Source organism: Streptomyces sp. NPDC104761 (genome assembly GCF_055583445.1).
In genome coordinates, this window is record NZ_JBVJNZ010000020.1 from 79,594 (window position 1) to 102,179 (window position 22,586).

Annotated in this window: 20 protein-coding genes and 1 pseudogene; 11 read left to right on the forward strand and 10 right to left on the reverse strand. The window is 70.8% G+C overall.

Going from position 1 to position 22,586, the window contains the following annotated elements; genetic code table 11:
- Positions 1 to 139 precede the first annotated feature (139 nt).
- The 6 genes from ACZ63F_RS37925 to ACZ63F_RS37950 form a co-directional block, all read right to left on the reverse strand.
- On the reverse strand, positions 140 to 1,867 hold the full coding sequence (locus tag ACZ63F_RS37925; RefSeq protein WP_469718194.1) for a fatty acyl-AMP ligase: 1,728 nt from the start codon (positions 1,865 to 1,867) through the stop codon (positions 140 to 142).
- A 336-nt stretch (positions 1,868 to 2,203) separates the two neighbouring features.
- Positions 2,204 to 2,815, reverse strand: coding sequence for a GAF domain-containing protein (locus ACZ63F_RS37930; RefSeq protein ID WP_469718195.1), 612 nt, complete (start codon positions 2,813 to 2,815; stop codon positions 2,204 to 2,206).
- Complete coding sequence (locus tag ACZ63F_RS37935) at positions 2,781 to 3,401, reverse strand: GTP-binding protein (protein WP_093498007.1); 621 nt, start codon at positions 3,399 to 3,401, stop codon at positions 2,781 to 2,783. The genes ACZ63F_RS37930 and ACZ63F_RS37935 overlap by 35 nt, the downstream gene beginning before the upstream one ends.
- Positions 3,379 to 3,765: a DUF742 domain-containing protein gene (locus ACZ63F_RS37940; protein WP_093498008.1), complete on the reverse strand. Its 387-nt coding sequence runs from the start codon at positions 3,763 to 3,765 to the stop codon at positions 3,379 to 3,381. The genes ACZ63F_RS37935 and ACZ63F_RS37940 overlap by 23 nt, the downstream gene beginning before the upstream one ends.
- Before the next feature lie 3 nt (positions 3,766 to 3,768).
- A complete protein-coding gene (locus ACZ63F_RS37945) occupies positions 3,769 to 4,161 on the reverse strand; it encodes a roadblock/LC7 domain-containing protein (protein ID WP_093498009.1) in 393 nt (130 codons plus the stop codon).
- Positions 4,162 to 4,236: 75 nt separating this feature from the next.
- A complete protein-coding gene (locus tag ACZ63F_RS37950) occupies positions 4,237 to 5,706 on the reverse strand; it encodes a sensor histidine kinase (RefSeq protein ID WP_469718197.1) in 1,470 nt (489 codons plus the stop codon).
- Positions 5,707 to 5,983: 277 nt separating this feature from the next.
- On the opposite strand from ACZ63F_RS37950, the gene ACZ63F_RS37955 reads away from it, so the two are divergent.
- Positions 5,984 to 6,136 carry a hypothetical protein gene (locus ACZ63F_RS37955; protein WP_469718198.1) on the forward strand — a complete coding sequence of 51 codons (153 nt, stop codon included), beginning with the start codon at positions 5,984 to 5,986 and terminating at the stop codon, positions 6,134 to 6,136.
- Between the two features lie 353 nt (positions 6,137 to 6,489).
- Positions 6,490 to 6,684 carry a hypothetical protein gene (locus ACZ63F_RS37960; protein ID WP_469718199.1) on the forward strand — a complete coding sequence of 65 codons (195 nt, stop codon included), beginning with the start codon at positions 6,490 to 6,492 and terminating at the stop codon, positions 6,682 to 6,684.
- Between the two features lie 43 nt (positions 6,685 to 6,727).
- Here the strand turns inward: ACZ63F_RS37960 and ACZ63F_RS37965 are convergent, their stop codons facing one another.
- Positions 6,728 to 9,343 (reverse strand): LamG-like jellyroll fold domain-containing protein, encoded by a 2,616-nt coding sequence (locus tag ACZ63F_RS37965; protein WP_469718201.1) that lies wholly within the window; start codon positions 9,341 to 9,343, stop codon positions 6,728 to 6,730.
- A gap of 363 nt (positions 9,344 to 9,706) precedes the next feature.
- A pseudogene (locus ACZ63F_RS37970) lies at positions 9,707 to 9,953 on the reverse strand (GntR family transcriptional regulator); the annotation flags it as partial.
- A 385-nt stretch (positions 9,954 to 10,338) separates the two neighbouring features.
- Here ACZ63F_RS37970 and ACZ63F_RS37975 point away from each other — a divergent pair.
- Together ACZ63F_RS37975 and ACZ63F_RS37980 are read left to right on the forward strand one after the other, a co-directional pair.
- Positions 10,339 to 10,890, forward strand: a complete 552-nt coding sequence (locus ACZ63F_RS37975; protein ID WP_469718202.1) for a hypothetical protein — start codon at positions 10,339 to 10,341, stop codon at positions 10,888 to 10,890.
- A gap of 236 nt (positions 10,891 to 11,126) precedes the next feature.
- Positions 11,127 to 13,166, forward strand: coding sequence for a WD40 repeat domain-containing protein (locus ACZ63F_RS37980; protein ID WP_469718203.1), 2,040 nt, complete (start codon positions 11,127 to 11,129; stop codon positions 13,164 to 13,166).
- A gap of 282 nt (positions 13,167 to 13,448) precedes the next feature.
- Here ACZ63F_RS37980 and ACZ63F_RS37985 read toward each other — a convergent pair whose 3' ends face one another.
- Complete coding sequence (locus ACZ63F_RS37985; RefSeq protein ID WP_469718204.1) at positions 13,449 to 14,567, reverse strand: fatty acid desaturase family protein; 1,119 nt, start codon at positions 14,565 to 14,567, stop codon at positions 13,449 to 13,451.
- A 7-nt stretch (positions 14,568 to 14,574) separates the two neighbouring features.
- Positions 14,575 to 15,630: a ferredoxin reductase gene (locus tag ACZ63F_RS37990; protein WP_469718206.1), complete on the reverse strand. Its 1,056-nt coding sequence runs from the start codon at positions 15,628 to 15,630 to the stop codon at positions 14,575 to 14,577.
- A gap of 86 nt (positions 15,631 to 15,716) precedes the next feature.
- Here ACZ63F_RS37990 and ACZ63F_RS37995 point away from each other — a divergent pair, with 86 nt between their 5' ends.
- From ACZ63F_RS37995 to ACZ63F_RS38025, 7 genes are all read left to right on the forward strand, one after another.
- Entirely contained in the window at positions 15,717 to 16,856 is a 1,140-nt protein-coding gene (locus ACZ63F_RS37995) for a PucR family transcriptional regulator (RefSeq protein WP_469718207.1), read from the forward strand.
- Between the two features lie 196 nt (positions 16,857 to 17,052).
- Positions 17,053 to 17,391: a thioredoxin family protein gene (locus tag ACZ63F_RS38000; protein WP_469718209.1), complete on the forward strand. Its 339-nt coding sequence runs from the start codon at positions 17,053 to 17,055 to the stop codon at positions 17,389 to 17,391.
- 450 nt (positions 17,392 to 17,841) lie between these two features.
- Complete coding sequence (locus ACZ63F_RS38005) at positions 17,842 to 18,858, forward strand: lytic transglycosylase domain-containing protein (RefSeq protein ID WP_469718261.1); 1,017 nt, start codon at positions 17,842 to 17,844, stop codon at positions 18,856 to 18,858.
- 65 nt (positions 18,859 to 18,923) lie between these two features.
- Positions 18,924 to 19,943, forward strand: coding sequence for an RNA polymerase sigma factor (locus tag ACZ63F_RS38010; protein ID WP_469718210.1), 1,020 nt, complete (start codon positions 18,924 to 18,926; stop codon positions 19,941 to 19,943).
- 118 nt (positions 19,944 to 20,061) lie between these two features.
- Positions 20,062 to 21,000: an ABC transporter ATP-binding protein gene (locus ACZ63F_RS38015; protein WP_469718212.1), complete on the forward strand. Its 939-nt coding sequence runs from the start codon at positions 20,062 to 20,064 to the stop codon at positions 20,998 to 21,000.
- A complete protein-coding gene (locus ACZ63F_RS38020) occupies positions 20,997 to 21,767 on the forward strand; it encodes an MlaE family ABC transporter permease (protein WP_469718213.1) in 771 nt (256 codons plus the stop codon). Before ACZ63F_RS38015 ends, ACZ63F_RS38020 begins: the two co-directional genes overlap by 4 nt.
- Before the next feature lie 3 nt (positions 21,768 to 21,770).
- The gene (locus ACZ63F_RS38025; protein WP_469718214.1) at positions 21,771 to 22,586 is read left to right on the forward strand and encodes an MlaE family ABC transporter permease; all 816 of its coding nucleotides are present in this window, start codon (positions 21,771 to 21,773) and stop codon (positions 22,584 to 22,586) included.

Sequence of the window (22,586 nt, forward strand, 5' to 3'; positions counted from 1 at the left end):
GTGTCCTCAGGCAGCGGTGACGCGGGCGGATTCCGCACGACCGCGTGCGGCAGCGGCGTACGGCTGAGATCGGGTGAGGTACGGCCGAAGTCGACGGACGTGCGGCCGGCGCGGGCGGGCGCGCCGGCGGCTGGTGGGGTCATCCCGTGACGGGCACGTCCACCGAGGCGAGGGCGCCGTCGAGGTAGGCCGCCCGGGAGGCGTGGCGCTGGATCTTCCCGCTGGACGTCTTCGGGATGGTGCCGGGGCGGACCAGCACCACGTCCCTCACCGACAGGCCATGGGCCTGACCGATCGCGCTGCGCACCAGGTCGGTGATCTTCTCGGCCTCGCCGGCCGCCTCGGGCGCCACCTCGGCCACCACGACGACCTGTTCGCCCTCCACGCCGCCGGCGTCCACGGAGAACGCCGCGGTGCAGCCGGGCCGCAGTGCCGGGTGGGACAACTCCGCGGACAGCTCCAGGTCCTGCGGGTAGTGGTTACGCCCGTCGATGACGACGAGGTCCTTCAGGCGGCCGGTGACGAACAGTTCGCCGTCCCGCAGGAAGCCGAGGTCGCCCGTGCGCAGGAAGCGGCCCTCGCGGCCGGACAGGGTGGCGCGGAAGGTCTCGCGGGTGGCAAGGGTGTTGCGCCAGTAACCCTTGGCCACACTCGCGCCGGCGACCCGGATCTCGCCGACCTCGCCCTCGGGCAGTTCCTCCTGCCGGTCGGGGTCGGCGATCACCACGGTGATCCCGGCCCCGGGCCGGCCGCAGCCCACGGCGGCCGCGTCCGCCTCGCCGGCGTGCGGGCCGGTCTCGGCGGCCTCCAGCAGGGTGGGCGGCGCGTCCACCGCACCGCCGGTGACCATCAAGGTGGCCTCGGCCAGGCCGTAGCAGGGGTAGAACGCCTGATGGCGGAAGCCGGCCGCGCGGAAGGCCTGGCTGAATCGTCGCAGCGTGGCCGCGCGCACCGGTTCGGCGCCGTTGAAGGCGACCTTCCACGCGCTCAGGTCGAGGCTGTCGACCAGGTCGGCGGTGGCGTGCTTCAGACACAGCTCGTAGGCGAAGTTCGGGCCGCCGCTGGTGTGCGGCCGGTAGCGGCTGATCGCGGTCAGCCAGCGATCGGGGCTCTGCAGGAAGTGCAGCGGCGAGAAGAGCGTGGCCGTGGCGCCCAGGTACAGCGTGTTCAGCACCGGGCCCATGAGACCCATGTCGTGGTACACGGGGAGCCAGCTGAGGATCAATTCGCCGTCGTACTCCGCGAGAACGTCCGGGGTGTGCCCCATCCGCTCGGTGATGATCCGTTCATTGTCCAGCAGGTTGCCGTGGGTGACCGCCACACCGCGCGGAGCGGAGGTGGAGCCGGAGGTGTACTGCAGGAAGGCCACCGAGTCGGCGGTGAGGTCGGGGGCGTGCCAGGAGCCGGCCGCGTCGTCGGGGATGTCCTCGGTGGCGACGCAGGTGACCGCGTCCAGGTCGGGCAGGTGCTCGGTCCAGGTGCGCGAGGCGCGGATGACTTCACGGCTTGCGAGGATCACCTTGGCGTCGGAGTCGGCCATCAGACGCTTCATCCGGATGAGAGCGCGGTGGTTCTGCGACCGTCCCTTCGGGGGCACCCCCGGCACGGCGACCACGCCGGCGGCGAGGCAGCCCAGAAAGGCGGAGACGAACTCCAGGCCGGGCGGATGGAGCAGGAGGGCACGCGAGCCGGCCAGGCCACGGTCCTGGAGCCAGGCGGCGACGGCCCGGGAGCGGCGGGCCAGCTGTCCGTACGAGATCTCCTGGGTGTCCCCGTCGCAGTCGCCGGTGAGGAGGTACCGGTAGGCGGTGCGGTCGGGCTGTTGCTGGGCGTGTACGGTCAGTAATTCGACCAGGGAACGAGCCATGCGTCGAGTTCCACCTGTCCGGGTCAGCGGGTGAGGGAACCGGAGCTCGACGGGCGCCTGATGCGCACGCGCAGAAGCTGTTGACCGGGCCCCCTTGCCAGGTCATCCGCCTCGCCACCAGCCCGGCGGCGAAATGGCCGCAGGTCTCCCCGCGCCCCCCACTCAACTTGCTACCAATGAGTAACACCATAACAAGTCCCGCCGGTCGACGGGTCGAACGCATGTAAACGCTGCGTGTCCAAAAGGAGTTGGCTGTCCGCCGGCTCCGCCGGGCCGGCTCGCCCGTCCACGCGCCCGGCGCCCTCCCGACGGTCGGAGCCGCTCACTGGCCGCCGGTCAGCCGCGACGGCGCGCCGACTCCTCGAGCCGTTCGACCAGTTCCGCCGCCATGGCCTTGATGGTTTCCAGCCCCGTACGCCCCCATGGGTGCGGGTCCTGGTCGACCACGCAGACCGTGCCGAGCACCACGCCGGTGCTGTCTATCAGCGGTGCGCCCAGGTAGGAGTGGACGCCGATCGCGTCGACCACGGGGTTACCGGCGAACCGCGGGAAGTCCCGGATGTCTTCCAGCACCAGCGCCCGGCGGCGCTTGACCACGTGCGGGCAGATACCCATGTCGATGTCGCGGGGCATGACGCGGCCGGGCACCGGGTCCTCCAGCAACGGCGGTCCCACGTGGACCGTGGTGTCCTGTGCGACGCTGTACAACCCTGCGAAGTACTGGCGGTCGGCGTCGAGGAAGAAGTTGACCCCGGCGTAGCAGCCACCGATGCGGTGTGCCAGCTTCCGCGCGAAGGCGTCGAGTTCCGCATCCGGGCGGGCTTCGATGCCCAGCTCGCGCAGCCGCTCGGTTCGGGTACGCACCTGCGGGTCCTCCGGGGGGAGGAGCAGGTGTCGCAGGGCGATCCCGGACTCAGGCCCGGAGGAGTTGGTCGGTGTCGCTGCCATGGGAACTCCTTGTCGTGAGCAGATACTGAATCAGGTCGAGCAACACGCGGATGCCCGCGCTCTGGACGCGGGCGTCACACAGCACCACCGGCACCTCCTGCCTGAGGTCGAGAGCGGTCCGCACCTCCTCCGCGCGGTAGCGGTGGGCGCCGTCGAACTCGTTGACGGCGACGACGAAGGGGATGCCGCGCCGCTCGAAGAAGTCCACCGCCGCGAAGGAGTGCTCCAGCCTGCGGGTGTCGGCGAGGACCACCGCCCCGAGCGCTCCCTCGGAGAGCTCGTCCCACATGAACCAGAAGCGTTCCTGTCCCGGCGTGCCGAACAAGTACAGGACATGGGACGGGCTGAGCGTGATCCGGCCGAAGTCCAGGGCCACCGTGGTGGTGGCCTTGTTCTCCACCCCGTCCAGCCGGTCCGTGGCCGCGCTGACCGCGGTCAGCAGCTCCTCGGTGCTCAGCGGCTCGATCTCGCTGAGCGCGTTGACGAAGGTCGTCTTTCCCACGCCGAACCCGCCGGCGACGAGCACCTTGATGCCCACCGGCAGGACATTGGCGGGCAGCGGATCACAGTCGTTTGAGGAGGCCATCGCGTACCGCTTCCAGGAGGTCTCGATCAGGTCGTGCGGAGTGGCCCGGGGCAGGCGGGGGCGCATCACCGGCGACCACCGCGCCGCCCTCGGCCAGATCGGACAGCAGCACCTTGACCACGGCGGCGGGCACCTGCATCCGGGCCGCGACCTCGGCGACGCTCACCGGCCGCTCGCACAGCGCCAGCACCTGCGCGTGGTCCAGTCCGAAGGCGCCCTGTGTCTGGGCGCCGGTGGCCCGCACCACGGTCACGAGCGTGAAGTGGGACGTGGCCCTGGTCCGGCCGTCGCTCACGGTGTAGGGACGGACCAGCCGCCCGACCGCTTCGTCGATCAGCGGTCCGTCGGGGAGGACCGGCGTCATCGGTTATCCCACCGGGTGCCGGGGCGGTGTGGCCAGGTGCGGGCGCACGCTCTTCACCATCATCCCCATCTCGTAGCCCAGCACCGCTGCGTCCGCCTCGCGTCCGGCCAGCACCGCCAGCACCGCGCCGTGCCCGGCGGACGAGACGAACAGCAGCGAGGAGCTGAGTTCCGTCACGATCTGTCGCACGTCACCGCCGTCGTCGAAGTGCCGGCCCGCGCTGCGCGCCAACGAGTACAGCCCGCTGGCAAGGGCGGCCAACTGGTCCGCGGCGTCGCCGTCGAGCCCCTCCGCTGCCTTCACCAGTCCGTCCGAGGACAGCAACAAGGCACTTCGGGTGTGTGGCACCCGGTTCACCAGACCCGTCAACAGCCAGGAAAGGTCTTCGCTCGCCACGATCGTGTACTCCTCTTCGACGGAAGGAAACGGCTTGCTGGACGGGGCCCGGGGGCCTTCAGGGCGGCTCGGCTGTCAGTGCGTCTCCGCTTCCTCGGCTCTGCGCAGTCCGGTCTGGAACGCGGCCATCAGGCCCGGGTCGTGTGCGATGTCCTCGGCGGCACCGGTGCCGGGGACCGGGTGCGGCTGTTCGGCGGGGTGGTCCTGGCGGCGGCGCTGAGGCAGCCGCGGACGGTCGTCCTCGCTGTCGGAGGGCACCGGGGCGGGCGGGGGTTCGGAATCGGACACGCGCGGATCCGCGACGACGATCGGCACTGTCGCCGGAGGGTCCGTCGCCTCGGGTTCCCCTGGGGCGTGCGGCACCGCGTCAGGGGTCGCGACAGCGGGGTGCTCGGGCGCGGGAGCTGCCGGCTGCGGGCCGAGCAGTGCCGTGGGCAACACCATGACGGCCTGCGTGCCGCCGTAGACGTTGCTCTGCAACTGCACGGCGATGTCATGCCGCTGGGCCAGGACCGAGACCACGTACAGGCCGATCCGGCCGTCCTGCAGCAGCTCGCCGAGGGCGACCTTGTCGGGTGCGCCCAACACCGTGTTCATTTGGTTGCGCTCGGCTGCCGACACGCCCAGGCCTCGGTCCTCGACCTCGATCGCCACCCCGGCAGCGACGGGTTCGACCCGCACGTGCACGGTGGTCTGGGGCGGTGAGAAGACCGTCGCGTTCTCCAGCAGCTCGGCCAGCAGATGGACGACGTCGACCACGGCGTGGCCGCTGACCGTTCCTTCGATGGGCGGGACCAGCCTGACCCGGGCGTACTGGTCGATCTCGGCGACGGCGGAACGTAGCACGTCGGTCAGGCCGACGGGACGGGTCCACTGGCGGTGGGTGTTCGCGCCGCCGAGCACGGCCAGGTTCTCGGCGTAGCGGCGGATCCGGGTGGACAGATGGTCCACCCGGAACAGCCCCTTGAGCAGGTCGGGGTCCTCGACCTCGTTCTCCAGGCTGTCCAGCAGCCCGATCTCGCGGTGCACCAGTGACTCGAGTCGACGCGCCAGGTTGGCGAACACCTCGAACTGCTCGAGCCGGGCGGTGTGTTCCGCGCCGAGCGCACCAACGGCGGTCTCCAGCAGGGCTGCCTCCGCCTCGTGCCGGGCCGCGGCGATCTCGAATCCGAGGCGGGAGAGTTCGTCCGGGCCGGTCTGCGGGGGCAGTTCCGGCCGACGCCGCACCGGGGGCTCCCCGGCCCTCAGCCGATGGAACAGTGACTCCAGTTCGGCTCTGCCCTCGGCTGTGACACGGATCAGCTCGGCCAGCTCGGCACGGTCCCGGTCGGCCGCACGGGACAGCTCCGTCCAGCGCTTGGTGACTGCTCGCGCCTCCGCCGAAGCCCTCGCACCCGCGATTCCTGCCGCCACGGCGCCGACGAGGACCACACCGCCGGACATCGCCACCTGGTCCGCCCGGTCCAGGTGGCCATCACTGACCAGCGCGGTGGCCACCGCACCGACCACGGCGACCACGCCCGGTGGCAGCACGGACCACAGCAACTGACGCCGCCTCAAGGATCCGGCTCGAGACTCGGCCGTCACACGGGCGGTCACGGGCGCTGCCGGCCGGTCGTCCGGCGGCGTGAAAGGATCGGGCATAACAGTCCCTGGACAGTACGATGATCAGGCCGAGCGGGCACGTTACCGCGCACCAGGACTCCGGTGTCCAGCCTCTGACAGGCACAGAGATCGAACCGTTGTCCTTATCCTCGCTTCGATCTGCCCGTCCGGCGTGTGAGTCGGGACACAGCTCGACGAGATGTTCAAGAAGGCCGACGTGGCTCTGGCCGACCGCGCCGACGTGACGCTACGGCTGCCGAGGCCGGAGTTCGACGACGACGGCGTCCTGCGTCGCACGACCGGCAACTGGCAGGCAGGCAAGGGCCCTGCCCTGCTCATCGAGGGTGCCACGCCGGCGTCCGTGCCCTGAAGGTCCATGAGCGTATTTCGCGCGAGTCGGCTGACCCATGCCGTGGTCGGGTGCGCGCTCGCACCGGTGATCCGCGCACGCCGGGTGGCGTGCTCGACCTCGCGAGGACGTACGGGGTCGCCCCGGTCAGGGTCTTGGTCACGAAGACATCGACGGCGCGGATGGCCTGTGCTTGACGGCGTAGGAATGCAGCGCCGGTTGTGCAGGTGCGCTCGGGTGCGGTGCCGATGCCGTGCTCCTCGAGGATGTTCCACACAGGGGATGCGGCGACCGTGCTGCCAAGGACGCCGAACACACTGACGGACCGTACGGCGTGCGGTCGCCTGGGACGTTCGGGGCGGGAGGCCTCGGCGTTGCGGCGGCGAAGCAGGTCGCGGTGCCCCACCGCGACCGACTGTTGCGGTGAAGACGTCATCCACACATACCAGGACCGCGGCCTGACCTTCCTCCAGGCGTACGGCCTGACCGAGACCGCTCCCGCCGCGCTGGGCCAGCGCGCACAGGACAGCGTCCGCAAGGCCGGCTCGGCCGGCAAGCCCTGCTTCTGAAACCGACGTGCGCCGAGAAGCAGGGGTGTCGGGCAGTGACCGATCAGGTCAGGACGAGTTCCAGTACGGTGACCGAGAGCGGCGGCACGGTGCTGGTGAAGGACGCTGCCGCGCCGGTCACGGTGCTCGTCCTGGGCACCAACGTGTCGGGGTCTGTGAGCGTGTTGGTCGTGGCGCGCGAGGGGCCGGTCAGGACCGTTGCGGTGGCACGCCTCTTGACCCCCTTCACCAGCCCCTTCAGCTCGATCGGCAGGTTCACCTTCTCCGTCCCGGAGTTGACGACCGCCAGGTAGAGGCGGTTCCTGGAACGGGTGGCCACGGTGGCCAGGCCGGGCAGCGCCCGCGCGGTGGCCGGCAGCACCGTGGTGCCGACCCTGCTCGTCAGCATGTGCTGTGCCCAGTAGCTGGGCGACACGTAGCTGGTCAGGTTGTCGTAGGCGATCAGGTTGGTGGCCCAGACGTTGTTCTCGACGTGGGAGAAGAGCGGCGCGTAGCACTCCATGAGGACCTGGTCCGAGTTGCGGATCAACCCGGCCAGCCAAGCGGCGTCGCCGAGTGCCGCGTTGAGGTCGGGTGTGGGGCGGCCCTCCTGCGCGGCCCATTCTCCGACGAACACCTTGGTGGAATTGCGGTCCCGGTTGTCGTACTTGTGGGTGGAGGCCTGGGCAGCGGACGGCGCGAGGTAGTAGTGCTCGTCGATCAGGTCCGGGGTGCGGCTCGTCACGGACGTCGTGGCGATCAGCTTCAGCTGCGGGTACTTCGCCTTGATCGCGTCGTAGAAGGCAGCGAACCGCTCGTTGTAGGACCCGGAGGAGTCGAACCAGTCCTCGTTGCCGATCTCCACGAACTCCAGCGGGAACGGCTCCGGATGTCCGTCGGCGGCACGTCGTGCGCCCCAGGCGCTGGTGGCAGGACCGGTGACGTACTCGATCTCGTCGAGTGCGTCCTGGACGAACGGCCCCAGCGCGTCGCCGGTGACGTGTTCACCCTTGAGCGAGTAGCCGGCGTAGACGGCGAGGACCGGCTGGGCGTGCATGTCCTCGACCCATTGCAGGTATTCGAGGAGTCCGAGGCCGTCCGTGGACCAGTAGCCCCAGGCGTCGTCCATGTGGCCGGGACGCTCCCAGACCGGACCGATGGTGTTCTTCCAGTTGAACCGTGTCGCAACGGTGTTGCCTTCGACGAAGTTTCCGCCGGGGAAGCGCAGGAACTTCGGCTTCAGAGCGACAAGTTTGTCCATCAGGTCGATGCGCAGGCCGTTGGGCCGGTTGTTGTACGTGGGCGGGAAGAGGGACACGTGCTGGAGCCACAGGGTCTCGCCCGCCGCCTCGGGGTCGGCCGTGGTGACGGTCAGCCTTGCGTCACCGACCACGGGGGTGTGCGAACTGGTGCGCAGGGTCAACTCGAACGGGCGGCCTGGAAAGACGGTGCCGATGTGGGGCACGTGGGCGGATGCGTACACCGTCGCGCCGTCCGCCGACTCGATGGCCACCGTGAGCGGACCGATGCGTCGCGACGCCTTGGCGAACAGACGGGCGGTGTAAGTGGTTCTGGGCCGCACGGGTATCCCCCAGAAGCCGTCGTTGGCGACACCGGCCCGGTTTCCGGCGCCGGTGCTGCCGGCCAGCACCACCTTGAGGGAACGGTCGAGTGCGGCGTTGAGCGGGGCGGCGGTGTCGAGGGCGAGGGTCGTTCCGCCGACGGCGGACCAGTGGACGGGCGACGTGTCGCTGGCCATCATCGAGCGGTTCTGCACCAGTTCCGCGTAGATGCCGCCCTCGCCGGAGTGGTTGATGTCCTCGAACATCAGGCCCGGAAGGATCGGCGACACGGCATGCGCGGGGGTGCCGACGTCCACGCTCAGCAGCGGTGTCGTGGTCTCCACCGGAACGCCGGCCAGTGCCGCGATCTGGTCGGAGGTGAGGACGGACGGGAACATCCACACGTCGTCGATCAGGCCGTGCCACTGGTCGACCTGCCCACCGCCGTAGAGCGCACGGCCGATGGCGGTGTCGCCGCTGCCGGCCCAGCCCGCGGCATAGGCGGTCTCCCCCTCCAGAACGCCGTTGACGTAGAGGCGAATGACACCGGCGGTCGGGTCGCTGACGCCGACCAGGTGGGTCCAGGTGCCGGTGGTGGACGCTGAAGCGGCGGCCGCCACCGCGGCACTCTGAGTGGCGTCCGAGTCGAGCCGCGCGAAGGCGAAGGTGCCGGTGTCGTCGCGCAGCCCCAGGTAGAAGGCGCTGACGACCTTGCCGTCGATACTGACGGCGGTCTGGTAGCCGCCGAGTTGAGCGAGGTTGACCCAGGCGCCCACCGAGAACGCCTGGGAGGTGTCAAGGGCCGGCCCGGACGCCGTGGCGTTGCCGCCCGCCTTGAGGCTCAGGCTGTGGGTGCCGACCTTGCCGGTGTCCCAGCCGGCCGCGCCCTGGATCGCCGCCATGCGACCGTTGCCGGAGGAGTCTGCGGCCAAGGTGCCGAAGCCTTCGTCGAAGGTCCAGTGGGCGGCTGCGGCGGGGAGGTCTGCGGCAGTGGCGCTCGGGGCTGTGCCGGTGAGTTCGGCGGCCCCGGCGGGACCGGCGGCGAAGGTCCCAGCGAGGGAGGCGGCGCCCAGGACGGTGAGGACAGTTCTGCGCGGCACTCCGGATTCTGCAGGCATGCGGCTCATTCCTTTGTGACGGACCGTTGCGTTGCGTACCGGCCGGAACAGGGCAGCCCGTCGAAGCCGCCAACCGACCTTGTTCGGTATCTCGTACAGCGATCGGTACTTCGAGCAGCAGTGATCTTAAGGTGTCGGCGAGGTCCGTCAATACCCCTCGTACGACTTGCGGGGACACGGGAGCTTGAAGCCGTCGACGCACTTCCCCGCTGCGTCGGCATTGCCGCTCATCGGCGACCTGCCGCGGCCACCGGCTCCTCAGCGGGCACTCACCTCGCGGCTCACCGACGGTAGCCCCCACAGCTCCAGCCTGCCGCTGACCAGGTCCGCCATGAACTGGGCCACCCCGCCCCCGTAGTGCCAGTCGTCGCCGTCCAAGGTGCGTACGAATACGCCGTGGTTCAACTCGTGTACCAGCAGCCGCTCATGGGTCAGCAGTCGGAAGGCCTCACGCAAGGTGTTGCGGGACACTCCCAAGGCCGCCCCCACGACTTCCTCGGACAACCGTGTTCCCGGGCGGGATATCACCCTCCGTCACTCGTCGGCGTGGCACGCCGGTTACCCGCTCAGCTGTGCTGCCGCGACCGAGCTGGCCTTGGTCCCTCTCCAGTCCGGCAACCCACGAGCCGAGTGAGCTGTGCCCATCCGTCTTCCTCGACCGTCACCGGATCTGCTGAGGGCCTCGAATGCTCGTTGAACAAAACCTGCCCCCCTCTGTCCAGTTGGGGTTTCCAGGGCAGAGGGATGTCTACGTCCGTAGGGATGACCTCTTGTAGGATCGTTGAACAATCTCTACTTTGTGGAGTCGAAGCCTCGTGCGGTGGCTACCGGAGAGCATCCGGGTTGCGTGGAGGACGGAGACGGGCATGGGCACGGACGAAGAGGACGCCGTACGAAGCCCGTCGGGCCCACGGCTCCCCACGGCAGGAGCGTTCATCCGACGGCTGGGTCCCGCTGCGGCAAGCGTCGGGGGCGCGTGCGGGTTGTGGGCGATCGTGCGCCTGATCGCACGTACCTCCTTCTTCAGCCGGGCCGAGTGGATGGACCTCCTGGGCGTGCTGGTGCTCCTGGGTGCCTGCTTGCTTCCTGGCGTCTGCCGCTTGGGCCTGCGGTGGGTCCTGGGCGTGCTGTGTCTGCTGGCGGCTCTGGTCCTGCAGAGGTCCGAGCTGGACCAGCAGGAGTTGCACCAGCACGGGCGCACCGAACACGTCACGGTCCTGGGGGTCCAGGTAGCCGAGGACGGCATGAGCGGTGGGAGTACCGAGACCTACACCGTCTCCGTCCTCGACGGCCCACCGTTGGCCCCGATCCAGGGGGGCACCCTTGTCGGCTGGCACTGGGTGGTGGGTGGCACCTACATGGTGACCGTCGACACCCGGGGGTTGGCCCCGGCCGAGGGGGGAAGCGCCCCCGGCCCCGCGGTGGTCCAGCAGGTTCTCCAGGTCCCGCTCGTGCTCGGTCTGGCCTGGGCCCTGTGGCGAGGGGTGCGTCTTCGCCCGCGCCGCAGCCGCCCGGCTGAGCCGCGCCTCGAGGGGCTGATGCGCTGATGGGGGGCGATGGCATGCATGGCTGGTCCGATGGCCTGGGCGTCGCGGGCGCTGACGCCGAATCCGCCGGTGCGGAAGCCAAGTTCCTCGATCCGGCGTTCCTGGTACACGCTGACCCCGAGGCGGTGCTCGAGCTGTTGGCAGCAGCCCCTGGGCTCGCCGGGCGGTTGGCGGCAGCGGTGTACCGGGCATCGGCGCATCTGCACCGACAGGCGGGTCCGGGGGTGCGTCGGCAGATGCTGGCGCTGGACGCCGCCCGCTACGGGGCTCCGGGCCTGTCGGCGCGGATCAGCGCCGTGCCGGTCGACGACGGTGCGGACAGACGATGGGAGGTGGCCTGGGCCACCGGCAGCACGGTCGACCACCGGTTCCGTCAGGCTCTGATCGGCCACACCGAGCGCGTGCGCGGGGTGGCGACGGGGATCGTCGGGGGGCGCCCGATCGCCGTCACCTGCAGCAGCTACGACCGCACGGTGCGGGTGTGGGACCTGGCCGCCGGGAGTCCCGTCGGCGAACTCCTCACCGGCCTGGACGGCGAGGTGTGCGCGGTGGCGACGGCTGTGGTGCGGGACTGCCCGGTTGTCTTCGGAGGCAGCCGGGACGGGACCGTACGGCTCTGGGACCTGACCACCGGACGCCCCGTCAGCACACCCCTCACCGGCCACACCGCAGTCGTCACAGCGGTGGCGACGGTGGTGTCGGACGGGTGCCCGCTCGGCATGAGCAGCAGCCGGGACGGGACCGTGCGGGTGTGGGACCTGACCAACGGCCGGCCCGTCGGCAAGCCCCTCAGCGGCCGCGACGGCCCGGTGGAGGCGCTGGCGGCGGGGGTCGTGGACGGCCGCCCGGTCGCCGTCGCCGGCACCTGGGAGGGGACGGTGCGGGTGTGGGACCCGGCCACCGGCCACCCGGTCGGCGAACCGCTCACCGGTCACAGCTCAGGGGTGCGGGCCCTGGCCACCGCGGTGGTGGACGGTCGTCCGGTGGCTGTCAGCGGCAGCCATGACGGGACGGTGCGGGTGTGGGACCTGACCACCGGGCGCCTGCGCGGCGAACTCCTCACCGGCGCCCCCGACGGGGTGCAGGCACTGGCCACCGGGACGGTGCAGGGCCGTCCTGTCGCGGTCGGCGGTGGCCAGGCCGGGATGGTGCGGGTGTGGGACCTGACCACCGGCCGCCCCATCGGCAGTCCGCTGGCCGGCCATGTCGACGGGGTGTGGGCGGCGGCCACCGCGGAGGTGAACGGTCGTCAGGTCGCTCTCACCGGTGGCAACGAGGACGGAGAAGTGCGCGTCTGGGACCTGTCACCCGGCCGCCCCGTCGGCGCCCCCCGCATCGGCCACACCGACCACGGGCGAGCCGTGGCCGAGGCGGTGGTGGACGGCCGCCCGGTCGCGGTCACCAGCAGCCGGGACGCGACCGTGCGGGTCTGGGACCTGGCAACCGGTCGGCCCGCCGCCGCACCCGTCACCGGCTCCCTCGTCGTGGAGGCGCTGGCCACCGCCGTGGTCGACGACCGCACGGTCGTCCTCACCAGTGGCTGGGAAGGAACGGTGCGGGTGTGGGACCTGGCCACCGGCGCGCCCTTGGGGCAACCCCTCGTCGGCCACACCGGGCCCGTGTGGTCACTGGCGACGGCGGTGCTGGCCGGGACCCCGGTGGCCGTCGCCAGCGGCCACGACGGAACGATCTGGGTGTGGGACCTGACCACCGCCCGCCCCGTCGGCGAGCCCCTCACCGGCCACTACGGCCTGGTGGGGTCGGTGGCGACCGCAGTGGTGCGAGGTCGCCCGGTCGCGGTCACCGGAAGTTGGGACACGACGGTGCGGGTCTGGGACCTGACCACCGGACGCCCGGTCGGCGATCCGCTCACCGGCCGCATCGGCTTGGTCCGCGCGATCGCGACGGCGGTGGCGACCGCGGTGGTGGACAGCGGCCCGGTCGCCGTGACCGGAAGCCGGGACGGGACGGTGCGCGTGTGGGACCTGACCACCGGGCGCCCCGTCGGCGCCCCCCTCATCAGCCACACCGACGAGGTGCGGGCGGTGGCGACGGGAGTGGCGGACGGCCGTCCGATCGCCGCCAGCGGCAGCCGGAACGGGATCGTGCGGGTGTGGGACCTGACCACCGGCCGTCCGACCGGACATCCCTTGGTGTTCCCCGCGCCCGTCCATGCGGTGAAACTCACCCCGGACGGCCGGCTGCTGGTGGGCTTCGGCTGGGAGGTCGCGGTCCTGACCCCGGTCACGCAGCCCCGCAGCGGGACGACGACCTGAACGCGATGCACCGCCGGATACATCGCCGCACCGCAGGTGCCCGAGCGTGAGCAGGGCCTGGCGGCCTGTGGACAGGCGTCACCATCGACTGCCGATCTCACGACGGCGCCGCCGCAGGTGACGCGCGAGGAGCCGCAGGCTCGAACCGGACAGGTCGGTCCCGGACGGGTGGACAAGCACGGAAGCTCCTGGTGGACAACGGGTGATCTTGGTCGTGAACCCGTCTGCCAGGAGCTCCACTTCGTTGTACCGCCCTCCACGACCAAGCCGGCGCCCCGGGAATCAGGCCGCGACGAGTTCCTGTTCGCGGTCCGGCGTCCTGACTACGGGCTTCTTGTTCGGCAGCGAGAGCCGGAAGACCTTGCGCCACGCGGAGAACACCTGCTTGGGCAGCGGCCCGGTGACGTACTCCAGCTCGTACTTCTCGAACAGCGCGCGCACCTTCACCGCGACCTCGGCGTACCGGTTGCTCGGCAGGTCCGGGAACAGGTGGTGCTCGATCTGGTGCGACAGGTTGCCGGTCATGAAGTGCATGGCCCTGCTGCCGCTGATGTTCGCCGAGCCCATCATCTGGCGCAGGTACCACTGGCCGCGCGTCTCGCCCTTGATCGACCGGCGCTCGAAGACCTGCACGCCCTCGGGGAAGTGCCCGCACATGATCACCGAGTGGGACCAGAGGTTGCGGACCAGGTTCGCGGTGAACGTGGCGGCGAGCGTGGGGAGGAACGACGGGCCCGACAGCAGCGGGTGGATCACGTAGTCCTTGAGCACCTGCTTGCGGATCTTGCGGCCCACGGCCCTGGCCCGCGCGCGGAACTCGGGATTCTTGCGGCGGCGCTTGTTCAGGTTCTTGCCGAGTTCCAGGTCGTACGCCGCGATGCCGTACTCGAAGAAGCAGGCGTTGAGGAAGTTCCACAGCGGCTGGCCGAGGTGGAACGGGTGCCACTTCTGGTCCTCGTCGACGCGCATGATGCCGTAGCCGAGGTCGTTGTCCTTGCCGATCACGTTGGTGTACGTGTGGTGCAGCTCATTGTGGGAGTGCTTCCACTGGTCGGCCGGTGAGACGTGGTCCCATTCCCAGGTGGTGGAGTGGATCTTCGGGTCCCGCATCCAGTCCCACTGCCCGTGCAGGATGTTGTGGCCGATCTCCATGTTGTCCATGATCTTCGCCACGGACAGTCCGGCGGTGCCGATCAGCCACGCGGGCGGGAAGATCGAGAACAGCAGCACAACCCTGCTGGCCAGCTCGAGCTTGCGCTGCGCAGAGATGACCTTACGGATGTAGGCGGCGTCCTTCTCGCCGCGGCCGGCGATCACCTCGTCGCGGATCGCGTCCAGCTCGCGGCCGAGCTCCTCGATCTGCTCCGCGGTCAGGTGGGCGGTGGGGTCGATGGCGGTCAAGGTGCTCCTACCGTTCGATGTCGCAGGGGCCCGCCGCGGCGGACACGCAGGTCTGGATGAGGACGCCCGGCTCGGCCTCGGTGATCTCACCGGTGCGCAGGTCGCGGACGGCGCCCGACTTGAGCGGCGTGACGCAGCCGAAGCAGATGCCCATGCGGCACCCGGAGGGCATGAGCACGCCGGCCTCCTCGCCGATGTCCAGCAACGGCGTGGCGCCGTCCGCGTCGACCGTCTTGCCGGTGGCGCTGAACGTGACCTCGCCGCCGTCGCCGGCGGCGACGATGGTCGGGCGGAAGCGTTCGGTGTGCAGGCGCTCTTGGACTCCGTGCTCGGTCCAGTGCTCTTCGGCGGCGTCGAGCAGGCCCGCGGGCCCGCACGCCCAGGTCTCGCGCTCGGCCCAGTCGGGCACGAGTTCGTCGAGACGGGCGATGTCGAGCGTGCCGTCCGTGTCGGTGTGCACCTCGGTGAGCCGCAGCTTCTTGTCCGCGACCAGGTCGTGCAGTTCGTTGCGGAAGATCACGTCTTGTGGCTGGGGCGCGCAGTGGACCATGACGACGTCGTCGAACTCGGTGTCGCGCAGCATGCCCATCACGGGCGTGATGCCGCTGCCGGCCGTCAGGTAGAGCACCTTGGCGGGCTTGACCTGCGGCAGCACGAAGTCACCGGTCGCCTGGTCGAGCTGGATCAGCGTGCCCGGAGTCGCCCTGCGGACCAGGTGGTTGCTGACCTTGCCGTCCGGGATCGCCTTCACGGTGATCGTGACGCGGCCGTCCTGGCGGTTCGTCGGCGAGGTGATGGAGTAGGCGCGCCACAGGCGCACCCCGTCGACGTCAACCCCGATCCGCACGTACTGACCGGCTGTGTGGCCGCGCCATCCCCGTCCCGGTCTGATCACGATGGTCGCGGCGTCACCCGTCTCGGGGTGCACGGCCTCGATGCGCCCGCGCAGGTCGGCGCCCGCACGCAGCGGACTGACCAGGTCGAGGTAGTCCGACGGCAGCAGCGGCGTCGTGGCCATCTCCAGCAGTTTCCACGCCCTGCTGCGGAAGGCTGTACTCGTCATGGCTCCAGCTTGCTGTGCCTCAGGGCGTAAGGTCCTGACCGCAGGACGTAAATCTGTACGGCAGAATTGTTCGCAGGGAATAAAACGTGAACCATGTGATCCGGAGGGCCAGCGAACTGGCCCTGGATGAGACGACGGTCACCGTTCTTCGGGCTGGGCTGAAGGCCACCGCCGACGAGGTCGTCCAGGCGATCATCGACGAGGTCCCTCCCTACGCCAACGCCCTTACGGGCCACATGGGCGCCACCATCCGCCGAGCCGTCCGCACCGCCCTGGGGCACTACCTGGACCTCGCGAGCGGGAACGCCACGGGCGGCGACGGCGGTGACGCGGCCTACGAGCTGGGCCGCGGCGAGGTGCGCGACGGCCGTTCGATGGACGCCCTGCTCAGCGCCTACCGCGTCGGCGCCCGTGTGGCCTGGCGCTGCCTGGCTGCGGGTGCCGTACCCGCAGGCCTGCCCGCCGCCGAGGTCGCCAAGTTCGCCGAACTGACCTTCGCCTACATCGACGAGCTCTCCGCGGCGAGCGCCGCGGGCCACGCCGACGAACTGGCCGCCCGGGGCAGGGATCACGAGCGTCACCTGGAGCACCTGGCCCGCGACCTCCTCGCCGGAGCGAGCCCGGACGTGCTGCTGGCCTCTGCTCAACGGGCCGGGTGGCAGCCTCCGGTTTCGCTGACCGCGGTCCTGCTGCCCGCCGCCCAGGCCCGGCCCGCCTACCGCGCGTTCGACCCCAGCACCCTCGTCCTCGACGATCTGCCGGACGCCACCGGTGTGCTGCTCGTCCCCGATGCCGACCGGTCACATCTCCTGCGGCAGCTGACCGACCGCACCGCCGTGGTCGGCCCGGCCCGGCCATGGACTCGTGCGTCCGCCTCGTACGCACGAGCCCTACGCGCGCGCTCCCTCTCCTCCGATATTCGCGACACCGAGGACCACCTGCCCGAGCTGGTGCTGAGCGCCGACGTGGACGCGTTCGCAGACCTGCGTGCCCGAGCCCTCACACCGTTGCGGACCCTGCCTGTCGCGACCGCACGGCGACTGGAGGAGACGTTGCGGGCGTGGCTGCTGCACCAGGGCAGGCGGGACGAGGTGGCGGCGGCGTTGTTCGTCCATCCCCAGACGGTCCGGTACCGGATGTCGCAGCTGCGGGAGCTGTTTCCGGATCTCGCATCACCGCACCGGTTCCTTGAACTGACGCTGGCGGTCGGTCTCCGGGTCAGCTGACGCGGGGGCGGCCAGGCCGGGTCACCAGGAGCCGGGGGCCTGGGGCCGCGCCGCTCGTGCCGGGGACCACCGTGGTTCCGCGACGGCCCCGTGCCTCCCTTCCGGCAGGTCAACCGGCCGACCGACCGGGCCGGCCTGGCACACCGCGCGAGGGATGATGGGGATGCAATGACGGAACATGAGGTCAGGAGCCTCCATGACGAAGCGGGTTCACCGACCCCGTGAGGACGCGGAGTTCAATTTCATCCTCGGGATGAGCGGAGTTCCGGTCCTCGCGTACTTCACCGGGACGTGGCCCAAGGCAATCGAGCCCTGCCGGGTGATGGACCTCGTCGTCGGTGACATCGCCGACGACTACACGGGCCGCCTGACGGCCGTCCGTGCCGACATCACGCGTTGTCCGGCCGCGACCGAGCGATACGGGATCACCGGAGCCCCGTCCTACGTCCTGCTGAAGGAGGGAGAGGCGGTGGCGCACCGCACGGGGCCCATGACCATCACCGAGGTACGGAAGTTCCTGGACGACCACCTCTGAGCGGCCGCTGCGGCACGCGGCCGGGACGCCCGTCACGTCCCGTCTATGGGAGATGCGCCGCCTGAGACACCTTGTGGCTGAGACACCCGCTGACGAGCATGCCGTGCTCGCGGACCACCCACCAGCCGGGGCTCGCCGAGCAGTTGGCCCTCTGGCCGAGCCGCCGTCGTCGCTGTCGGGCACGCAGAGGGTCCGAGCTGGGGCGCAGGCGTACAAGGAGGCGCCTCGGCGTACCCGCCCTCGTCGCGCCACTGGTGGCACCCGCGGTCGACCGCCAGATCGGCATGCGCCTCCCGTGCCCCCGGTTTCGCGCGACGGACCTGCCTTCCGGCCGCGTAGAGCAGACGACGGATTCGCCACGGAGGGGATGGAGGGGACTGCACAGTGACAGCGCGTGCACTCAAGGGGGCACTGAGGGGTGCCAGGGGTACGGCGATCGCGGCGGCGGCGATGGCCGTGCTGACCGCGTCGCAGGCGCCGAGGGCGGTCTCGGCCGAGGCCGTGGAGCCCGCGCGTGCGGCGGCTCCCGCCGGGCACGGCCTCAGCGTGTCCGGCGACACCCCGTACCGCCCCGGCCTTCCTCCGCTGCGGACGCGGAAGAAGGGCTCGGCACAGGGAGTGACGGGCGGCGGTGCCCTGCCCGCGAGCCTGTTCGCCGCGTACCGGCGTGCCGAGGAGGAGCTGGCGCGCAGCGCGCCGCGCTGCGGACTGCGCTGGCAGCTGCTGGCCGCGATCGGCCAGGTGGAGTCCGGGCAGGCACGGGGCGGCCGGGTGACCCCGGACGGGACGACCGTGACACCCATTCTCGGCCCGCGGCTGACCGGCGGCGCCTTCGCCGTCGTGGCGGACACCGACGGCGGCGCGTACGACGGGGACAGGATGTACGACCGCGCGGTCGGCCCGATGCAGTTCATCCCGTCCACCTGGGCCCGCTGGGGAGCGGACGGCAACGGCGACGGACGGACCGACCCGAACAACGTCTACGATGCGGCGCTCGCCGCCGGCCGCTACCTGTGCGCGGGCGGCCGGGACCTGTCGAACCCCGCCGACCTGGACCGGGCGATCCTGGGCTACAACCACTCCGACGCCTATCTGCGCACCGTCAAGGCGTGGTACGCGTACTACCTGACCGGACACCGCGTGGTGCCGGACACGTCCGGATCCCGGTCGGACCGGCCGAAGCCCTCCCGCCTGAAGAACCCGAGGAGTCCGAAGCCGTCGGACGACCGGAAGCCGGACCCTGGTCCTTCGCACACGCCGTCGGCCCCGCCCGCCTCGCTCACCCCCAGCCCGTCCCCCAAGGCCGGCGTCCCCACGGAGTCCGGGCCGCCGCTGGTTCCCGTCCCCGAACCGACCCTCACGCTGCCCGGCGGCGGTGTGCTGCCCGACGCGGGGCCGCTGACCACCGGCAACGGCTGGAACACGATGGACGTCTCCCCCTCCACAACTGCCACTACTCGGGGGTAATGTCGCGACCCGCCGGAACCACAGGACCGGCGGGTGAGTGCGAAGGGGCCCTCATGGCGACGGACATGCCTGCGGACACAGCGGCCGCCGACGAGCGTTGGCTGCGCATGTGGAGCCAACGCGAGCAGCTGCTCAGGGTGGCCAGGCGGCGGTCCGTGAGCCAGGAGGACGCCGAGGACGCCGTTCACGAGGCGATGCTGCGGGCCGCGGAGCGCCCGGACCTCGACGACGAGCGGCTCGGCGCCTGGCTGACGACGGTGACGATGCGGCTGTGCGTCGACCGGCACCGGCAGGTCAACCGCGAGGCCGAGGTGGGCAGCCGCCCCACACTCGTCGCGCCGGGCCCGGTACCCGTCGAGGATGCGGTGTGCGACCGGGCCGAGGCGAAGTGGCTCGCCGTGCGCAGCGGCGAGCTGCCCGCCCGGCAGGCGGAGGCGCTGCGGCTGAAGTCGGAGGGCCTGGACGTCGGCCAGGTCGCCGTGCGCATGGGGCTGAGCTACCGGACCGTCGAGTCCCTGCTGGCCCGCGCCCGGCGAACGCTGCGCGCCTCGCTGGCCGGGACGCTCGGGCTCGTGCTGTTCCTGCTGGGACGCGGCCGGCCGCACGCGGGCGGCAAGGCGCAGGCGGTGGCCATGGCCTCGACGGCGGCGACGCTGGTGGTGGCGGGCTTCGCGCTGCCGTACGCGCTGGGCGGGGGCGGGAAGGGGCCGGCGCCCCGGCCGGCGGTGTCCGCCCGTGCCGGGGCGATCCGGCCGGACAGCACGGCCCGGGTGCGGGTCCCCGGGACGCCCGAAGGCGCACGCGGGATGGCGGTCCGCGTGCACCGGCCGGCCGCGTCCACTGCCGACGGGTCGTCGGCGAAGGTACCCCTGCCATCCCTGTCATCCGTGCCGGCCCTGCCTGCCGTCCCGGCGGCCTCGCTTCCGAGCCTGTCGGCTCCCGCGGTCCCGCGGGTTCCGGACCTTCCGGTTGCCTCGGCCGTCCCCTCGCCGCCGTCGGTCGCGCCGGTCCCGGCCCCTGACGCCGTGCCGTCCGCCCCGCGCTTCGTGCCCACCGCGAGTACGCCTCCCGTGCAGCTGCCGTAGGGCCCGCGAAACCGGTCCGAAAAAATCCGGGTCCGCCGCGACGGACGCCCCGCCCCTCCCCGTAGAGCAGTCGTCGGAGCTGTTCACGGGCGAGGGCACGGGCGAAGGGCGGGACCGGATGGGTGTCGAGATCTGTGTGGAAGGGCTGACCAAGTCCTTCGGTCACCAGGTCATCTGGCAGGACGTCTCACTGACGCTGCCCGCCGGGGAGGTCTCGGTCATGCTCGGCCCGTCCGGGACGGGCAAGTCGGTGTTCCTCAAGACGCTCGTCGGCCTGCTCAAGCCGGACCGCGGCTCGGTCACGGTGGCCGGGCGGGACATCACCACACTGCGTGAGCACGATCTGTACGAGGTGCGGAAGTTGTTCGGCGTGCTGTTCCAGGACGGCGCGCTGTTCGGCTCGATGAACCTGTACGACAACATCGCCTTCCCCCTGCACGAGCACACCCGCAAGTCGGAGAGCGAGATCCGCCGGATCGTGCTCGAGAAGATGGAGCTGGTCGGGCTGCTCGGTGCCGAGGCCAAGCTGCCCGGCGAGATCTCCGGCGGTATGCGCAAACGCGCCGGGCTCGCCCGGGCGCTGGTCCTGGACCCGGAGATCATCCTCTTCGACGAGCCGGACTCCGGCCTCGACCCGGTGCGCGTGGCCTACCTCAACCAGCTCATCGTCGACCTCAACGCGCAGATCGACGCGACCTTCCTCATCGTCACCCACGACATCGCCTCCGCCCGCCAGGTCCCAGACAACATCGGGCTGTTGTTCCGGCGCGAGCTGGTGATGTTCGGGCCCCGCGAACAGCTGCTGACCAGCGACGAGCCCGTCGTCCGCCAGTTCCTGAACGGCCGGATGCAGGGGCCGATCGGCATGGCGGAGGAGAAGGACGCGGCCCAGGTCGAACAGGAACTCGCCCAGGTCCAGGAACCCACCGGTCCTCCCGGCAGCAGGCCCCTGACCCCCCGCCTGCTGCCGGGCCCCGGCATCACCCGACCGCCCCGCTGGGAGGCGATCGCGACACGGGAGGCCGAGCTGCGGCGCAAGGAGGTGGCCGGCGCATGAGCCTGTCCCCCACCGGTGCGCTGCGGCACTCGGGCAACCTGTTCGCGATGGCCCTGGACGTCGTCCGGACCCTGCCCAGACGGCCTTTCCAGGCAAGGGAGTTCATCCAGCAGGCGTGGTTCGTCGCGAGTGTCACGATCCTGCCCACCGCCCTCGTGTCCATCCCCTTCGGCGCGGTCATCGCGCTCCAGATCGGCGGCCTGACCCGGCAGCTCGGCGCCCAGTCGTTCTCCGGGGCCGCGTCCGTGCTCGCGGTGCTGCGCGAGGCCTCGCCGATCGTCACGGCGCTGCTGATCGCGGGCGCGGGATCCACGGCGATCTGCGCGGACCTCGGGGCGCGCAAGATCCGGGACGAGATCGACGCGATGCAGGTGCTCGGCATCGACCCGATCCACCGGCTGGTGGTGCCGCGCGTGCTGGCCTCGATGGTGGTGGCCGTGCTGCTCAACGGTCTGGTGTCGGTCGTCGGCGTCGCGGGCGGCTATTTCTTCAACGTCATCCTGCAGAACGGCACACCCGGCGCCTACCTGGCCTCCTTCACCACTCTCGCCCAGCTGGACGACCTGTGGGCGGCCGAGCTGAAGGCGCTGGTGTTCGGGGCGATCGCCGCGATCGTCGCCTCCTACAAGGGGCTGACCGCGCAGGGCGGGCCGAAGGGCGTGGGCGACGCGGTCAACCAGTCGGTCGTGATCACCTTCATGTTGCTGTTCGTGACCAACTTCGTGATGACCGCGGTGTATTTCCAGGTCGTCCCGCAGAGGGGTTAGCCCATGCGACTTCTCAGCCGTCCACTGGACGCTCTCGAAGAGCTCGGATCCCAGCTCTCCTTCTACGGGCGCTCACTGGCCTGGCCGGGCCGCACCGTCCGCCGCTACAAGAAGGAGATCCTGCGGCTGCTCGCCGAGGTGAGCTTCGGCCGGGGCGCCCTCGCCGTCGTCGGCGGCACGGTCGGCGTGATCGCCTTCCTCTCCTTCTTCACCGGAACCGAGGTCGGCCTCCAGGGCTACGCGGCCCTCAACCAGCTCGGCACCTCCAACTTCGTCGCGTTCCTGTCGGCGTACTTCAACACCCGGGAGATCGCCCCGCTGGTGGCCGGACTCGCCCTGTCCGCGACGGTCGGCGCCGGGTTCACCGCGCAGCTCGGTGCGATGCGGATCAGCGAGGAGACCGACGCGCTGGAGGTGATGGGCGTCCCGTCGCTGCCGTTCCTGGTGACGACGCGGATGATCGCCGGCTTCGTCGCGGTGATCCCGCTGTACGTGATCGGGCTGTTGTCCTCGTACCTCGCCGCCCGCACCATCACGACCGGTTACTACGGGCAGTCGACGGGCACCTACGACCACTACTTCCACCAGTACCTGCCACCGGTGGACGTCTTCTGGTCCTTCGGCAAGGTGATCGTCTTCGCCGTCCTGATCATCCTGGTGCACTGCTACTACGGCTACCACGCGAGCGGCGGCCCGGCGGGCGTCGGCGTCGCGGTCGGCCGTGCGGTGCGGACCTCGATCGTCGCCATCAACGTCCTGGACTTCTTCCTGAGCCTCGCGATCTGGGGCGCCAACACGACCGTACGGATCGCGGGGTGA

Bases quoted from the DNA above. Each gene is read 5' to 3' on its own strand.
- ACZ63F_RS37925 (WP_469718194.1), bottom strand. From the start codon at position 1,867: ATGGCTCGTTCCCTGGTCGAATTACTGACCGTACACGCCCAGCAACAG.
- ACZ63F_RS37930 (WP_469718195.1), bottom strand. From the start codon at position 2,815: ATGGCAGCGACACCGACCAACTCCTCCGGGCCTGAGTCCGGGATCGCC.
- ACZ63F_RS37935 (WP_093498007.1), bottom strand. From the start codon at position 3,401: ATGGCCTCCTCAAACGACTGTGATCCGCTGCCCGCCAATGTCCTGCCG.
- ACZ63F_RS37940 (WP_093498008.1), bottom strand. From the start codon at position 3,765: ATGACGCCGGTCCTCCCCGACGGACCGCTGATCGACGAAGCGGTCGGG.
- ACZ63F_RS37965 (WP_469718201.1), bottom strand. From the start codon at position 9,343: ATGCCTGCAGAATCCGGAGTGCCGCGCAGAACTGTCCTCACCGTCCTG.
- ACZ63F_RS37980 (WP_469718203.1), top strand. From the start codon at position 11,127: ATGCTGGCGCTGGACGCCGCCCGCTACGGGGCTCCGGGCCTGTCGGCG.
- ACZ63F_RS37990 (WP_469718206.1), bottom strand. From the start codon at position 15,630: ATGACGAGTACAGCCTTCCGCAGCAGGGCGTGGAAACTGCTGGAGATG.
- ACZ63F_RS38000 (WP_469718209.1), top strand. From the start codon at position 17,053: ATGACGAAGCGGGTTCACCGACCCCGTGAGGACGCGGAGTTCAATTTC.
- ACZ63F_RS38005 (WP_469718261.1), top strand. From the start codon at position 17,842: ATGGCCGTGCTGACCGCGTCGCAGGCGCCGAGGGCGGTCTCGGCCGAG.
- ACZ63F_RS38010 (WP_469718210.1), top strand. From the start codon at position 18,924: ATGCCTGCGGACACAGCGGCCGCCGACGAGCGTTGGCTGCGCATGTGG.
- ACZ63F_RS38015 (WP_469718212.1), top strand. From the start codon at position 20,062: ATGGGTGTCGAGATCTGTGTGGAAGGGCTGACCAAGTCCTTCGGTCAC.
- ACZ63F_RS38020 (WP_469718213.1), top strand. From the start codon at position 20,997: ATGAGCCTGTCCCCCACCGGTGCGCTGCGGCACTCGGGCAACCTGTTC.
- ACZ63F_RS38025 (WP_469718214.1), top strand. From the start codon at position 21,771: ATGCGACTTCTCAGCCGTCCACTGGACGCTCTCGAAGAGCTCGGATCC.